The 14,392-nt window shown below is 47.4% G+C and carries 9 protein-coding genes, 8 tRNA genes and 3 rRNA genes; 18 read left to right on the top strand and 2 right to left on the bottom strand.

What is annotated here, in order from left to right; all coding sequences use genetic code 11:
* Positions 1 to 13: 13 nt before the first annotated feature.
* Both ABXS78_RS04525 and ABXS78_RS04530 read right to left on the bottom strand, forming a co-directional pair.
* Positions 14 to 1,081, bottom strand: a complete 1,068-nt coding sequence (locus tag ABXS78_RS04525) for an aromatic acid exporter family protein (RefSeq protein WP_095223589.1) — start codon at positions 1,079 to 1,081, stop codon at positions 14 to 16.
* 143 nt (positions 1,082 to 1,224) lie between these two features.
* On the bottom strand, positions 1,225 to 2,514 hold the full coding sequence (locus ABXS78_RS04530; protein WP_366249118.1) for a glutamate-1-semialdehyde 2,1-aminomutase: 1,290 nt from the start codon (positions 2,512 to 2,514) through the stop codon (positions 1,225 to 1,227).
* 247 nt (positions 2,515 to 2,761) lie between these two features.
* On the opposite strand from ABXS78_RS04530, the gene ABXS78_RS04535 reads away from it, so the two are divergent.
* The 18 genes from ABXS78_RS04535 (at position 2,762) to ABXS78_RS04620 (ending at position 14,392) form a co-directional block, all read left to right on the top strand.
* The gene (locus tag ABXS78_RS04535) at positions 2,762 to 3,187 is read left to right on the top strand and encodes an ion channel (protein WP_366249119.1); all 426 of its coding nucleotides are present in this window, start codon (positions 2,762 to 2,764) and stop codon (positions 3,185 to 3,187) included.
* A gap of 62 nt (positions 3,188 to 3,249) precedes the next feature.
* A complete protein-coding gene (bcp, locus tag ABXS78_RS04540; protein WP_366249120.1) occupies positions 3,250 to 3,717 on the top strand; it encodes a thioredoxin-dependent thiol peroxidase in 468 nt (155 codons plus the stop codon).
* Positions 3,718 to 3,791: 74 nt separating this feature from the next.
* On the top strand, positions 3,792 to 4,889 hold the full coding sequence (locus ABXS78_RS04545; protein WP_366249121.1) for an aminopeptidase: 1,098 nt from the start codon (positions 3,792 to 3,794) through the stop codon (positions 4,887 to 4,889).
* A 181-nt stretch (positions 4,890 to 5,070) separates the two neighbouring features.
* The gene (locus ABXS78_RS04550; protein ID WP_366249122.1) at positions 5,071 to 6,027 is read left to right on the top strand and encodes a D-2-hydroxyacid dehydrogenase; all 957 of its coding nucleotides are present in this window, start codon (positions 5,071 to 5,073) and stop codon (positions 6,025 to 6,027) included.
* Positions 6,027 to 6,572 carry a cob(I)yrinic acid a,c-diamide adenosyltransferase gene (locus tag ABXS78_RS04555; RefSeq protein WP_366249123.1) on the top strand — a complete coding sequence of 182 codons (546 nt, stop codon included), beginning with the start codon at positions 6,027 to 6,029 and terminating at the stop codon, positions 6,570 to 6,572. The genes ABXS78_RS04550 and ABXS78_RS04555 overlap by 1 nt, the downstream gene beginning before the upstream one ends.
* Before the next feature lie 126 nt (positions 6,573 to 6,698).
* Entirely contained in the window at positions 6,699 to 7,136 is a 438-nt protein-coding gene (gene perR, locus ABXS78_RS04560) for a peroxide-responsive transcriptional repressor PerR (RefSeq protein WP_366249124.1), read from the top strand.
* Positions 7,137 to 7,278: 142 nt separating this feature from the next.
* On the top strand, positions 7,279 to 8,151 hold the full coding sequence (locus ABXS78_RS04565; protein WP_366249125.1) for a nucleotidyltransferase-like protein: 873 nt from the start codon (positions 7,279 to 7,281) through the stop codon (positions 8,149 to 8,151).
* 392 nt (positions 8,152 to 8,543) lie between these two features.
* Positions 8,544 to 10,105 (top strand): 16S ribosomal RNA (locus ABXS78_RS04570).
* Between the two features lie 178 nt (positions 10,106 to 10,283).
* A 23S ribosomal RNA gene (locus ABXS78_RS04575) occupies positions 10,284 to 13,208 on the top strand.
* Positions 13,209 to 13,443: 235 nt separating this feature from the next.
* A 5S ribosomal RNA gene (gene rrf, locus ABXS78_RS04580) occupies positions 13,444 to 13,556 on the top strand.
* The 16S, 23S and 5S rRNA genes sit together here with 8 tRNA genes alongside, the layout of an rRNA operon.
* Before the next feature lie 12 nt (positions 13,557 to 13,568).
* A tRNA-Asn gene (locus ABXS78_RS04585) sits at positions 13,569 to 13,643 on the top strand.
* Between the two features lies 1 nt (position 13,644).
* Positions 13,645 to 13,736: transfer RNA gene (locus ABXS78_RS04590), tRNA-Ser, on the top strand.
* 21 nt (positions 13,737 to 13,757) lie between these two features.
* Positions 13,758 to 13,832: transfer RNA gene (locus ABXS78_RS04595), tRNA-Glu, on the top strand.
* 20 nt (positions 13,833 to 13,852) lie between these two features.
* Positions 13,853 to 13,928, top strand: a tRNA-Val gene (locus tag ABXS78_RS04600).
* Between the two features lie 36 nt (positions 13,929 to 13,964).
* Positions 13,965 to 14,039 (top strand) — tRNA-Met (locus ABXS78_RS04605).
* Between the two features lie 89 nt (positions 14,040 to 14,128).
* Positions 14,129 to 14,205: transfer RNA gene (locus tag ABXS78_RS04610), tRNA-Asp, on the top strand.
* A gap of 20 nt (positions 14,206 to 14,225) precedes the next feature.
* Positions 14,226 to 14,298: transfer RNA gene (locus ABXS78_RS04615), tRNA-Phe, on the top strand.
* 8 nt (positions 14,299 to 14,306) lie between these two features.
* A tRNA-Tyr gene (locus ABXS78_RS04620) sits at positions 14,307 to 14,392 on the top strand.

The following is a 14,392-nucleotide window of genomic DNA, read 5'->3' on the forward strand; positions in this document are numbered from 1 at the left end:
TGAGTGATGTACTTTATTCCTTCGGCATGACAACCGTGGAATCCTCGTTATGGTATTTCAAATAGCTGTTTAATAGTCGCTTTAGTCTGTCTAGTTCCCGATGATATTCCATCAGACGGGAAGCGAGCGGCAGGAAGAGCATTTTCTCTTCGTTTTCCTTGTTCTCGAATACATGGATAAGCAGGTCGACAAGTGCTGGGATATCCGGATCGAGCGTTTCACGGAAATTGCTGTCTTCCTGCTGGTGCTTGATTCGTCCCATGGCGCTCAGGATGAGTTTTTCATGTGACATGATTGCTTTATCGAGTTCTTCGACGAATGTGTCACTTGAGCGTGTCGGAAGCTCGGTCATCTTATCTCCAAGGTCATAGACTTCCTTTAAGATACCGTGTGATTGTTTTAAGGTCGTGATGAGCTGACGAAAGACGACTAGCTTTCGGGCCTTCACGAGTTTTTGTTTTTGCGTGTATGTTCTTTCTTCTGTGAAACGCGTATAGATATCGTCTATTTTCTGGATTTCTGATTCTATCCTGCTTATTTCGTCCTTCAGTGCCGGCTGGTCGGACCAGCTGCGGGTAGCAACTCGGAGCCATTGCAGAATCTCGGTACTGAATTGATCTATCTTCTGCAGCAGGACGACTTCATACTTCGGCGGAAGAAAGACGAGATTCACAAAGAAAGCGGACAGGATACCTAACGTCAATGTCGAGAACCGCAGCAGTGCGAAAGGAAGGAAATCCATATCGCTCGTATTCTCCATTACTGAAACGAGTGATACAATCGCAATGACGCTTTCGCGAATTTTCAGGCTTACACATAGTCCGATTGTCAGGATGGCGGAAACACCAATAATGATCGGTTCGGTTCCGAATGTATAGAACATTGCAATGGCAACAACCAAACCAACTACATTCCCCTTCACCTGATCCATGAGTCCGATATAGGATTGATAAACGGACTGCCGCATCGAAAAGGCAGCTCCGATTGCAGCAAATACCGGCGCTAAGCCAAGTAAGGTCGCTGCATATAAGGCAAGTGTGATTGCCACGCCAGTTTTAAGCATTCTGGCACCAAGTTTCATAGTCTTGGATCCTCCGTTCTTTCCTTAAAAACTATACCTTATGATGTTACACGAATGCCCTGAGATAATAAAGTATTTACTGAAGAAATATTTCAGACCAAAAAAAGGCATCAGCGAAAGTGCTGATGCCTTTTAGCATACCCTTATTTCATTTGTTCGAAGCTTGTTTTAACAGCTTCTAATGTACGATCGATATCTTCTTCTGTATGAGCTGTAGTGATGAACCATGCTTCATATTTAGAAGGAGCCAAGTTGATGCCTTGCTCCAGCATAAGCTGGAAGAATTGCGCGAACTTTTCGCCGTCAGAGGCGGAAGCTTGGACATAATTGGTTACTTTCTCATCAGTGAAGTACACGGCAAGCGCACCCTTCAAACGATTGACAGTGATTGTCACGCCTGTATCTTTAGCGTGCTGCTTGATACCAGCTTCCAGTTTCGCTCCGAGTTCCTCAAAGCGATCATACACACCTGGCTGCTGCAGTACTTCCAGACAAGCGATACCAGCTGCCATAGAGGCAGGATTTCCGGCCATTGTTCCAGCCTGGTAAGCAGGGCCGAGCGGAGCTACTTGATCCATGATTTCTTTTTTACCGCCATAAGCGCCAATCGGCAGACCGCCGCCGATGATTTTGCCCATTGCAGTCAAATCCGGCTCAACACCAAGGAGCTGCTGGGCGCTGCCGTATGTGAAGCGGAATGCTGTGATGACTTCATCGTAAATGACAAGTGCGCCCTTCGCATGCGCATATTCATTTACTTTTTCAAGGAAGCCTGGCTCCGGTGTCACGATACCGAAGTTGCCGACAATCGGTTCGACAAGGATACCGGCAATTTGATCGCCCCATTTTTCCAAAGCGTCGTACAATGCTTCAGGATCATTAAATGGAACAGTGATCATGTCTGCTGCGATTGATGCCGGCACACCAGCGGAATCAGGTGTTCCCAATGTAGATGGACCGGAGCCTGCTTCTACGAGTACTGGATCAGAATGTCCGTGATAGCAGCCGGCAAACTTGATCAGCTTATTGCGGCCGGTATAGGCGCGGGCAACTCGGATCGTCGTCATGACAGCCTCTGTACCAGAATTAGTGAAACGGACTTTATGCAAGGAAGGGATAGCTTCTTTCAACATTTGCGCAAACTGGTTTTCCAGGCGGGTCGGTGTTCCGTACAATACGCCGTTATGGGCAGCCTTTGTGATGGCTTCTGTAATATGCGGATGTGCATGTCCAGTGATGATCGGGCCATATGCAGCTAGAAAGTCAATGTACTTGTTGCCATCTACATCCCAGAAATAAGCACCCTCTGCTTTTTCCATATAAACAGGAGAACCGCCGCCAACTGCTTTGAAGGAACGGGATGGGGAATTGACGCCACCGACAATATGCTCCTGTGCTTCTTTATGTAATTGTTCTGATTTGGTCTTATTCATATAGGTAAACCTCCGTAAATTTCTCTCATCCAGTATAGCATATGCGTTGCGCACCATCGAAAAAAGCGTCTTGCTGCACATAGTCGGGACATGCCGCTCGTAAACTAATAACTAACTAGGAAAGTGGAGAAAGCCGTTTAGGAACGTAAGGATAAAAAGGAAGCACGAAGTGGGTGTACTCCTCATGGAGAAATTCTTTGCTTATCCTCTAGTTCCTGGCTTTTGCAGCTGGACCGGAGGGATGGAAATGGTGTTTGTATTGGTGATTGTGATATTCTTTGCCCTGATCGGCTGTATGTATTCTTTTTTCAAACATGAGGTAAGAGGCTCCTCGATATTTTCCGTTGATTTGTTTTTATCTTTGTTATTTCTATATATAAGTGTCATGCTCGCGTTCGGTTTGATTTATTTTATCCTGTCAATCGAAGGTATCGTGCTTGCAGAGGGAGGCGACTTGATCGATTCGTCTCTTGCTGGTTCCTTGATGCACTCTATCTATTTCAGCGGCGTTACGCTGCTTACGGTTGGATATGGTGATATTCTTCCTGTAGGAATTGGGCGTTTCCTTGCTTTGATTGAAGCATTGATCGGATACCTTCTGCCATCGGGACTGGTATTGAAAGTGTGGCAACACACAGTTGTAAGGCAGAAGATGAATGGGGAAGGAGATTAGTTGTGCTCCTTGGCTAAATCGGATAGGCTAGGGTTATATCCGTATTTTGAGGAGGCCTATTCATGACAATAGAAATTGGTAAAGCAGCACCTAGCTTCACATTGCCGGCGACAAACGGGGAAATCGTATCGCTGCAGGATTTCAAAGGGAAAAATATCGTACTGTACTTCTATCCAAAAGATAATACACCAGGCTGTACAACAGAAGCATGCAGCTTCCGTGATAACCATGATAAATTTACAGATTTGAATGCAGTCATCATCGGAGTCAGCCCTGACCCAGTTGAAAGCCATGAGAAATTCATGAACAAATTCGACTTGCCATTTCTTTTGCTTGCAGATGTAGACCATGCTGTGGCTGAAGATTACGAATGCTGGAAGCTGAAAAAGAACTTCGGTAAAGAATACTACGGGATTGAACGTTCTACGTTCATAATCGATAAAGAGGGAAATCTTCAGAAGGAATTCCGTAAAGTAAAGGTTGATGGACATACGGAAGAAGCCCTGGAGTTCATCCGGGAAAACCTGTAATAAAAATCTGCGATCCAATGTGCATACATTGGGTCGTTTTTTTGTTATTATGGAAAATAAAGGGAGATGATACTGTGAAAGATCCGCGTCTGAATAAATTGGCCAAGCTGTTATTATCCCATTCTTTAAAGCTTGGTGAAAAAGAGAAGGTAATTATTAGCGCCATTCCATCCAGCAAACCTCTTGTGAAGGAAATTTTGAAGGAAGCATATACTCTTGGTGCTATTCCGTTTCTTGTTTGGCAAGAGGAAGAAACAAATCGGATAATGATAGAGCATGCTCCAGATGAACAGTTCCGCTTAATGGATAAATGGTTTCTAGAGCAGTTTAAAGATGCCGATGCTTTTCTTGCCATCCAGGGAGAAGAAAATGATGCGGAGTTTGGCGGTATTCCAAGTGATCAATTCGTTAAAAAAGGGAAGTTAATGAAGGCTTCTGATGATTATCTGCATGCTAATCTCAAATGGGTACTGTTCGACTACCCAACACCTAGTGCGGCGCAGAAGGCGAAAATGAACGTTGACCAATTTTACGATTACGTACTTGATGTAAGCACGGTCGACTATGTTGCAATGCATCAAGCGCAGCAGCCGCTGAGGGATCTGATGGAACGGACAGATCGAGTTCGTATTGTTGGTCCTGGAACGGATATTGCATTTTCCATAAAAGATATTCCTGCAGTTATCTGTGCGGGGACGCATAATGTGCCGGATGGAGAAGTATATACCGCACCTGTTAAAGACAGTGTGAATGGTACAATTACATATAATACGCCAAGCCCTTACCAGGGTGTTGTCCATCAAAATGTATCTTTGACATTCAAAGACGGGAAGATTATCGAGGCTGTTTCCGATCATACGGATAAACTGAATGAGGTGCTGGATACGGACGAAGGAGCACGTTTCATCGGTGAATTTGCATTAGGTTTAAACCCTGTAATCAAGGAGCCGATGGGAAATATCCTCTTCGATGAAAAGATTGCTGGGAGCTTGCATTTCACACCGGGGGATTCCTATGAAGAAACCGAAAACGGCAACAGCTCTTCTGTCCATTGGGATATGGTCCTTATTCAGCGCCCGGAATACGGCGGTGGAGAGATTTATTTTGATGATGTACTTATACGTAAGGATGGTTTATTCGTGCTGGAAGAATTGAAAGGGCTCAATCCATGACAAATGCTTATACTGGGTGCTGCGTACGTGCATATAGTACAGTATGAAACCTCCCCTACATGAAAATTGGCTCAGGCGTTTATCGTCTGAGCTTTTTTTAATGAAGGATGTCGCTTTTCGTGCCGAATGGAAAAGAGTTATAGTAGAAGAAGGTAAACAAACTTTCTTGGAGGGGATACATATGCAAGTATTAGTAGCGGTGAAATTAGATCAGAAAATGAAACAGCATTTCGAAAGCTCTTATCCAGATGTGACATTCCACTTCAGTTCTTCAAAGGAAGAAACAGAGAAAATGGTGAAGGAAGCGGAAGTTTTGGTTACTGGCGGAAATGGAGCGGATGAAGCATCACTCCGTACAGCGGATAAACTGAAGTGGATCATGGTAATTTCAGCAGGAGTCGATTACCTGCCGCTGGATATTATTGCCGAGAAAGGTATCATGCTTACGAATGCAAATGGTATCCATCGAATTCAGATGGCGGAATATGCGATTTCGTCCATCCTTGCGGTTGCACGAAATGAACGAGCTTTCCTTAAGAAGCAGGAGCAGCATGTATGGGATAAGAATCTTATGATAGATGAGATTACCGCGAAAAAGCTTGTCGTTGTCGGAGCTGGTGCTATTGGCCAAGAAGTGGCGCGTTTGGGGAAAGCGTTCCGCATGCACACAATCGGAGTGAGCCGCAGCGGATCTCCGAAAGAGCATTTCGATGAGATGTATAAACAAACAGATATTGAGACAGTTCTGCCTCATGCTGATTATCTGATTTCTATCCTTCCAAGTACGAAAGAAACGAAGTATTTCTATAAAGAGAATCACTTTGATCTTATGCCAAAACATGGAGTATTCCTTAATATGGGTCGAGGAGATGCAGTAGCGACAGATGTATTGCTGGATGCCCTGAATAAAGAAAAAATAAAAGCAGCAGTGCTGGATGTCTTTGAGGAAGAGCCGCTTCCGGAGGATCATCCATTCTGGGACCATGAACGAGTGATACTAACTCCGCATATGGCAGGTAAAACTCCTTATTATACAGAACGAGCAATGGATGTCTTTGAAAAGAACCTAGCGGTATATACAGATGAGGAAACTGAAAAACAGTATATAAATAAAATTGATTTAGACAGAGGATACTAATGAAGATTTATACGAAAACAGGAGATAAGGGGGAAACTTCGCTTATCTATGGTTCACGAGTACCGAAAGATCATCCCCGTGTCGAAGCTTATGGCACACTGGATGAAGCAAATGCTGCAATAGGGACAGCAATTAGCCTTCTTGCGGCAGAAAACAATGCTTTTAAGAAATCATTGCAACGTGTTCAAACATTGCTGTTTCATGCCGGGGCTGAACTCGCAACACCACCTGAAAAGAAAGTACAATGGAAGTTGGAGCCGAAACACACAAACGATATGGAGACTGAGATAGATCGATGGACAGCAGAACTTCCGCCGCTGAAGCAATTTATTCTGCCGGGAGGCTGTCCAAGCGCGGCTGCCCTGCATCAGGCGCGGACTATCGTAAGACGATCCGAAAGATTGATCGTTGCCATGATGGAGGAGAATCGGAACGGTGAAGTATTGCGGTTCATCAATCGTTTATCGGACTATTTATTTGTTGCAGCCAGATATGCAAATCTTCTCCATAAGACAGAAGAAGTACTGCTCGTCCCGGATATTTGAAGGAAACGATGGTTTTTTATTGACAAGGTAAGGGAGACCCCTTTACAATTTAGAAGAAGTATAATGTAATAATAGTCATCGTTTAGACAAATGTTTTATTTACAAGTGAAAGCGAGGTGCATGACGGTGTCTGAACAGAGATTACAAGCAGCAGTGGAGCGATTAAAAGAATCCGGAGTCAGAATTACACCACAGCGTCATGCGGTGCTTGAGTTCTTGCTGAATTCCAAGATCCATCCTACCGCTGATGATATATATCGAGCGCTAGAGGATAAGTTTCCAAATATGAGCGTAGCGACAGTCTATAACAACCTTCGCGTATTCCGTGAGAACGGTTTGGTACGAGAGTTGACATATGGAGATTCTTCCAGCCGATTCGATTGTGATACAGATGAACACTACCACTTGATTTGCGATTCATGTGGCAAGATTGTCGATTTCCATTATCCAAGCCTTTATGAAGTAGAGAAGCTCGCTGCCCAGGTTTCAAACTTCGATGTGACCCATCATCGTTTGGAATTATACGGGACGTGCCCGGATTGTCAGCAAACAACCAAGCATTAACCTCAGCGGAACTCTTCTATAGATAGAAAAGCCTTTGTCACATTGTGATGAAGGTTTTTCTTTTGTCAGATAAAAAAGGATTTTGGGGAAATATGTTGAATTACTACTAAAATATATAGAATTACATTGCGGAGGGATCGCCTTGGAGAACATTCTTCGTCCGATTTATCAGGAACGTGCAAGTATGCCGAATACATTGGGTATCATCTTAGTAGAAAAGACGAGGCCGGTGAGCCCGACAACAGATAACTTCGATGTGATCCTACTAGTGATTGTCAAACATTCGGAAGAGCCATGGTTTACGAAGCATTATAGTTATGAAGGGAAAATTGCTGCGATGCATATCGTCGAAGAGACGCTTCTTCATTACTGGATTGATACTAGTACATATCGGCGAGCAGTTGAATGGATCTTCGAGGGGAAGGTCGTCTTTGATCGGAATGAATATATCGAGAATCTGAAAAATGAATTGGCCGGTTTTCCTTACGAAAAGCGTAAGCTGAAAATGACGATTGAATTCGCGAAGCTTATTCGTTCCTATGCAGAAACGAAGGATCTTCATGACAGTGGCCAATATCTCGATGCTTATACGCGAATGGTACGATGTCTGCATTACTTGGCACGGCTGTCTATAATCGAAAAAGGACATCATCCAGAAGTCACCGTTTGGAATCAGGTGCGTAGAATAGATTCGGAAGTATATAAGCTTTGTGAAGAATTCATTCAAAGTAAGGAAGAAACAGATCAGCGTGTGCAGCTTATGCTTCTTGCCGTCAATGTTGCCATCAACGCTAGATCGCACTCTGCAGCTGAGCATCTTCTCCGTGTTATGCGTATGAAAGATGGTGCTTGGACATTTGGGGAATTGAAAAACAGACCGGAAGTGGAAGCATATGCAGCAGATTTGAGCGCACTCCTCAATTATTTGGAGGAGAAGGAAATCATTGAAGCAGTACTGACAGAAACAAAGGGCAGGGCATTGTATCATCGGGAATATCGAATCAAAGAATTATGATAAAGATATGAGAGGGCAGCAGTTTGTGTAATGCACGCCGTCCTCTCAGAAAAACCGGTGTTGATGTGGTATTTGGAGAGGTACTATGATACGCTGTTCTGGCTGTGTTCAGAATATCTGTTATTGAATTTGAATTTTTTATCAAAAAGTGTTGACGGTGAATTGGCGGCATGTTATATTTATATGCGTCGCCAGTGAGCAACAACGGCTGACAAACAAGGAATTAAAAATACATGTTGACAACGAAAGTTAAAACATGATATGATGTTCTAGTCGCCAAATGAGCGATGGAACAAAATTGATCTTTGAAAACTGAACAAAACAACCAATTACGAACTAAACGACATGATCGCAAGATCAACGTCAGCTCTAACGAGCAATGCATCAAAACTTTCATGGAGAGTTTGATCTTGGCTCAGGACGAACGCTGGCGGCGTGCCTAATACATGCAAGTCGAGCGCAGGAAACCAGTTGACCCCTTCGGGGTGATTCTGGTGGAATGAGCGGCGGACGGGTGAGTAACACGTGGGCAACCTGCCTGTAAGACTGGGATAACTTCGGGAAACCGGAGCTAATACCGGATAGTATTTCCTTTCTCCTGATTGGAAATGGAAAGACGGTTTCGGCTGTCACTTACAGATGGGCCCGCGGTGCATTAGCTAGTTGGCGGGGTAATGGCCCACCAAGGCGACGATGCATAGCCGACCTGAGAGGGTGATCGGCCACACTGGGACTGAGACACGGCCCAGACTCCTACGGGAGGCAGCAGTAGGGAATCTTCCGCAATGGACGAAAGTCTGACGGAGCAACGCCGCGTGAGCGATGAAGGCCTTCGGGTCGTAAAGCTCTGTTGTTAGGGAAGAACAAGTACGAGAGTAACTGCTCGTACCTTGACGGTACCTAACCAGAAAGCCCCGGCTAACTACGTGCCAGCAGCCGCGGTAATACGTAGGGGGCAAGCGTTGTCCGGAATTATTGGGCGTAAAGGGCTCGTAGGCGGTTTCTTAAGTCTGATGTGAAAGCCCACAGCTCAACTGTGGAGGGTCATTGGAAACTGGGGAACTTGAGTGCAGAAGAGGAGAGTGGAATTCCACGTGTAGCGGTGAAATGCGTAGATATGTGGAGGAACACCAGTGGCGAAGGCGACTCTCTGGTCTGTAACTGACGCTGAGGAGCGAAAGCGTGGGGAGCAAACAGGATTAGATACCCTGGTAGTCCACGCCGTAAACGATGAGTGCTAGGTGTTAGGGGGTTTCCGCCCCTTAGTGCTGAAGTTAACGCATTAAGCACTCCGCCTGGGGAGTACGGCCGCAAGGCTGAAACTCAAAAGAATTGACGGGGGCCCGCACAAGCGGTGGAGCATGTGGTTTAATTCGAAGCAACGCGAAGAACCTTACCAGGTCTTGACATCCGCTGACAACTCTGGAGACAGAGCGTTCCCTTCGGGGACAGCGTGACAGGTGGTGCATGGTTGTCGTCAGCTCGTGTCGTGAGATGTTGGGTTAAGTCCCGCAACGAGCGCAACCCTTGATTCTAGTTGCCAGCATTCAGTTGGGCACTCTAGAGTGACTGCCGGTGACAAACCGGAGGAAGGTGGGGATGACGTCAAATCATCATGCCCCTTATGACCTGGGCTACACACGTGCTACAATGGATGGTACAAAGGGCAGCAAAGCCGCGAGGCTAAGCGAATCCCATAAAACCATTCTCAGTTCGGATTGCAGGCTGCAACTCGCCTGCATGAAGCCGGAATCGCTAGTAATCGCGGATCAGCATGCCGCGGTGAATACGTTCCCGGGCCTTGTACACACCGCCCGTCACACCACGAGAGTTGGTAACACCCGAAGTCGGTGAGGTAACCTTTTGGAGCCAGCCGCCGAAGGTGGGATCAATGATTGGGGTGAAGTCGTAACAAGGTAGCCGTATCGGAAGGTGCGGCTGGATCACCTCCTTTCTAAGGATAATTGGAACTACTACTTCGTAGTAGACATCGTAATTGGTTGTTTGTTCAGTTTTGAGAGATCAATCTCTCTTGTGAACCTTGAAAACTAGATAAGAAACAACATGCCAGAACATCAAACTTTAAAGCCGACAATTTATTGTCGCGATTTATAGATTTATCATGCGTTATTAGTTAAGTGAAGAAGGGCGCACGGTGGATGCCTTGGCACTAGGAGCCGATGAAGGACGGGACTAACACCGATATGCTTCGGGGAGCTGTAAGTAAGCTTTGATCCGAAGATTTCCGAATGGGGGAACCCGCTATCCGTTATTGGATAGTACGTATCACTGAATACATAGGTGATACGAGGCAGACCCGGGGAACTGAAACATCTCATTACCCGGAGGAAGAGAAAGCAAATGCGATTTCCTGAGTAGCGGCGAGCGAAACGGAATTAGCCCAAACCAGAAGGCAAGCCTTCTGGGGTTGTAGGACACTCCTTTGGAGTTACAAAGAAACCATATAGACGAAGCGGCTTGGAATGGCCCGCCATAGAAGGTAAGAGCCCTGTATTTGAAATGTGGTTTCCTCCGGAGTGTATCCTGAGTACGGCGGAACACGTGAAATTCCGTCGGAATCCGGGAGGACCATCTCCCAAGGCTAAATACTCCCTAGTGACCGATAGTGAACCAGTACCGTGAGGGAAAGGTGAAAAGCACCCCGGAAGGGGAGTGAAATAGATCCTGAAACCGTGTGCCTACAAGTAGTCGAAGCCCGTTAATGGGTGACGGCGTACCTTTTGTAGAATGGACCGGCGAGTTACGATCCCCTGCAAGGTTAAGTTGTATAGACGGAGCCGCAGCGAAAGCGAGTCTGAATAGGGCGATATAGTAGGTGGTCGTAGACCCGAAACCGTGTGATCTACCCATGTCCAGGGTGAAGGTCAGGTAACACTGACTGGAGGCCCGAACCCACGCACGTTGAAAAGTGCGGGGATGAGGTGTGGGTAGGGGTGAAATGCCAATCGAACACGGAGATAGCTGGTTCTCTCCGAAATAGCTTTAGGGCTAGCCTCAAAGGATGATGGTTGGAGGTAGAGCACTGATTGGACTAGGGGCCCTCATCGGGTTACCGAATTCAGTCAAACTCCGAATGCCAATCAATCTACTTTGGGAGTCAGACTATGGGTGATAAGGTTCATGGTCGAAAGGGAAACAGCCCAGACCGCCAGCTAAGGTCCCAAAGTGTGTGTTAAGTGGAAAAGGATGTGGCGTTGCTTAGACAACCAGGATGTTGGCTTAGAAGCAGCCATCATTGAAAGAGTGCGTAATAGCTCACTGGTCGAGTGACGCTGCGCCGAAAATATACCGGGGCTAAACACACCACCGAAGCTGCGGATTGACATCTACGATGTCAGTGGTAGGAGAGCGTTCTAAGGGCAGTGAAGGTCGATCGTGAGGACGGCTGGAGCGCTTAGAAGTGAGAATGCCGGTATGAGTAGCGAAAAAAGAGTGAGAATCTCTTTCATCGAAAGCCCAAGGTTTCCTGAGGAAGGCTCGTCCGCTCAGGGTTAGTCGGGGCCTAAGCCGAGGCCGAAAGGCGTAGGCGATGGACAACAGGTTGATATTCCTGTACCACCTAAATCCGCTTGAACGATGGGGGGACGCAGGAGGATAGGGAAAGCGCGCTGCTGGTTATGCGCGTCCAAGCCGTGAGGAAGTTGAGCAGGCAAATCCACTCAACACTATTCCAGGCGGTTATGGGGAGGGAAATTTAGTACCGAAGTTCCTGATTTCACACTGCCAAGAAAAGCCTCTAGTGAGGAAATAGGTGCCCGTACCGCAAACCGACACAGGTAGGCACGGTGAGTAACCGAAGATGATCGGGAGAACTCTCGTTAAGGAACTCGGCAAAATGACCCCGTAACTTCGGGAGAAGGGGTGCTTCTTTTAAGGAGAAGCCGCAGTGAAAAGGCCCAAGCGACTGTTTAGCAAAAACACAGGTCTCTGCAAAGCCGTAAGGCGAAGTATAGGGGCTGACACCTGCCCGGTGCTGGAAGGTTAAGGGGAATGGTTAGGGACTTCGTCCCGAAGCTGTGAACCGAAGCCCCAGTAAACGGCGGCCGTAACTATAACGGTCCTAAGGTAGCGAAATTCCTTGTCGGGTAAGTTCCGACCCGCACGAAAGGTGCAACGACTTGGGCACTGTCTCAACGAGAGACCCGGTGAAATTATACTATGCGTGAAGATGCGCATTACCCGCGACAGGACGGAAAGACCCCGTGGAGCTTTACTGTAGCCTGATATGGAATGTTGGTACAGCTTGTACAGGATAGGTGGGAGCCTTAGAAGCCGGAGCGCCAGCTTCGGTGGAGGCATCCGTGGGATACCACCCTGGCTGTATTGACATTCTAACCCAGAACCGTTATCCGGTTCGGAGACAGTGTCAGGTGGGCAGTTTGACTGGGGCGGTCGCCTCCCAAAGAGTAACGGAGGCGCCCAAAGGTTCCCTCAGAATGGTTGGAAATCATTCGTAGCGTGCAAAGGCAGAAGGGAGCTTGACTGCGAGACCTACAAGTCGAGCAGGGACGAAAGTCGGGCTTAGTGATCCGGCGGTGCCGTATGGAAGGGCCGTCGCTCAACGGATAAAAGCTACCCCGGGGATAACAGGCTTATCTCCCCCAAGAGTCCACATCGACGGGGAGGTTTGGCACCTCGATGTCGGCTCATCGCATCCTGGGGCTGTAGTCGGTCCCAAGGGTTGGGCTGTTCGCCCATTAAAGCGGTACGCGAGCTGGGTTCAGAACGTCGTGAGACAGTTCGGTCCCTATCCGTCGTGGGCGTTAGAAGTTTGAGAGGAGCTGTCCTTAGTACGAGAGGACCGGGATGGACGCACCGCTGGTGCACCAGTTGTTCCGCCAGGAGCATAGCTGGGTAGCTACGTGCGGAAGGGATAAGTGCTGAAAGCATCTAAGCATGAAGCCCCCCTCAAGATGAGACTTCTCATCATTTTAAATGAGTAAGATCCCTCAGAGACGATGAGGTAGATAGGTTCGAGGTGGAAGCGTGGTGACACGTGCAGCTGACGAATACTAATCGATCGAGGACTTAACTAAAACGAAAAGCGAAGGGAGCCGCATAGAAACGCAAGAATAAGTGAAAGGCCGGAAAGGGTGGTTTTACCCTTGCAGGGCTATCGCTTAGACTGGAGTTTCTGGTTCCCGGAGCTGGATCTGACGAGTAAGTCAACGCCAAAGTCCAAGCACTCCGGTGCTTGGCCGCATGAAATGTCTGGCAAGACATGTTTCTTATCTAGTTTTGAGGGTTCATTCCAATTGAATTCTTGCATTGTCTGGTGGTAATAGCGAAGAGGTCACACCTGTTCCCATGCCGAACACAGCAGTTAAGCTCTTCAGCGCCGATGGTAGTTGGGTTCGCCCTGCGAGAGTAGGACGCTGCCAGGCAATCACGATTATTCCACAGTAGCTCAGTGGTAGAGCTATCGGCTGTTAACCGATCGGTCGCAGGTTCGAATCCTGCCTGTGGAGCCACGGAGAGCTGTCCGAGAGGTCGAAGGAGCACGATTGGAAATCGTGTAGGCTGCTACAGCGGTCTCGAGGGTTCGAATCCCTCGCTCTCCGCCATCACAAAATTACATAATAGATGGCCCGTTGGTCAAGCGGTTAAGACACCGCCCTTTCACGGCGGTAACACGGGTTCGAATCCCGTACGGGTCACCATTTATTTTCAAGACCAATCCGGAGGATTAGCTCAGCTGGGAGAGCATCTGCCTTACAAGCAGAGGGTCGGCGGTTCGAGCCCGTCATCCTCCACCATCTTTATCAGTTTCATAGAAAATACCTTTTTATTATCGCGGGGTGGAGCAGGGGTAGCTCGTCGGGCTCATAACCCGAAGGTCGCAGGTTCAAATCCTGCCCCCGCAACCATAATATTTCACTTACTACGTCGAGTTTTCTTCTTGTATAGTGAAAAATGGGAGTACCCGAAGGGTGCAACTAAAATCCCATTATAAAGTGGTCCGGTAGTTCAGTTGGTTAGAATGCCTGCCTGTCACGCAGGAGGTCGCGGGTTCGAGTCCCGTCCGGACCGCCACTTTTTAACTTAATACATATGGCTCGGTAGCTCAGTCGGTAGAGCAACGGACTGAAAATCCGTGTGTCGGCGGTTCGATTCCGTCCCGAGCCACTCTCATTGGAGGGATAGCGAAGTTGGCCAAACGCGGCGGACTGTAAATCCGCTCCCATCGGGTTCGTAGGTTCGAGTCCTACTCCCTCCACCA

It is taken from the genome of Terribacillus aidingensis (assembly GCF_040703035.1).
GTDB lineage: Bacteria > Bacillota > Bacilli > Bacillales > Amphibacillaceae > Terribacillus.

Excerpts from the sequence above, each read along its gene's own strand:
- bcp (WP_366249120.1), top strand. The coding sequence starts at position 3,250 with ATGACAATAGAAATTGGTAAAGCAGCACCTAGCTTCACATTGCCGGCG.
- ABXS78_RS04525 (WP_095223589.1), bottom strand. The coding sequence starts at position 1,081 with ATGAAACTTGGTGCCAGAATGCTTAAAACTGGCGTGGCAATCACACTT.
- ABXS78_RS04550 (WP_366249122.1), top strand. The coding sequence starts at position 5,071 with ATGCAAGTATTAGTAGCGGTGAAATTAGATCAGAAAATGAAACAGCAT.
- ABXS78_RS04530 (WP_366249118.1), bottom strand. The coding sequence starts at position 2,514 with ATGAATAAGACCAAATCAGAACAATTACATAAAGAAGCACAGGAGCAT.
- ABXS78_RS04555 (WP_366249123.1), top strand. The coding sequence starts at position 6,027 with ATGAAGATTTATACGAAAACAGGAGATAAGGGGGAAACTTCGCTTATC.
- ABXS78_RS04535 (WP_366249119.1), top strand. The coding sequence starts at position 2,762 with ATGGTGTTTGTATTGGTGATTGTGATATTCTTTGCCCTGATCGGCTGT.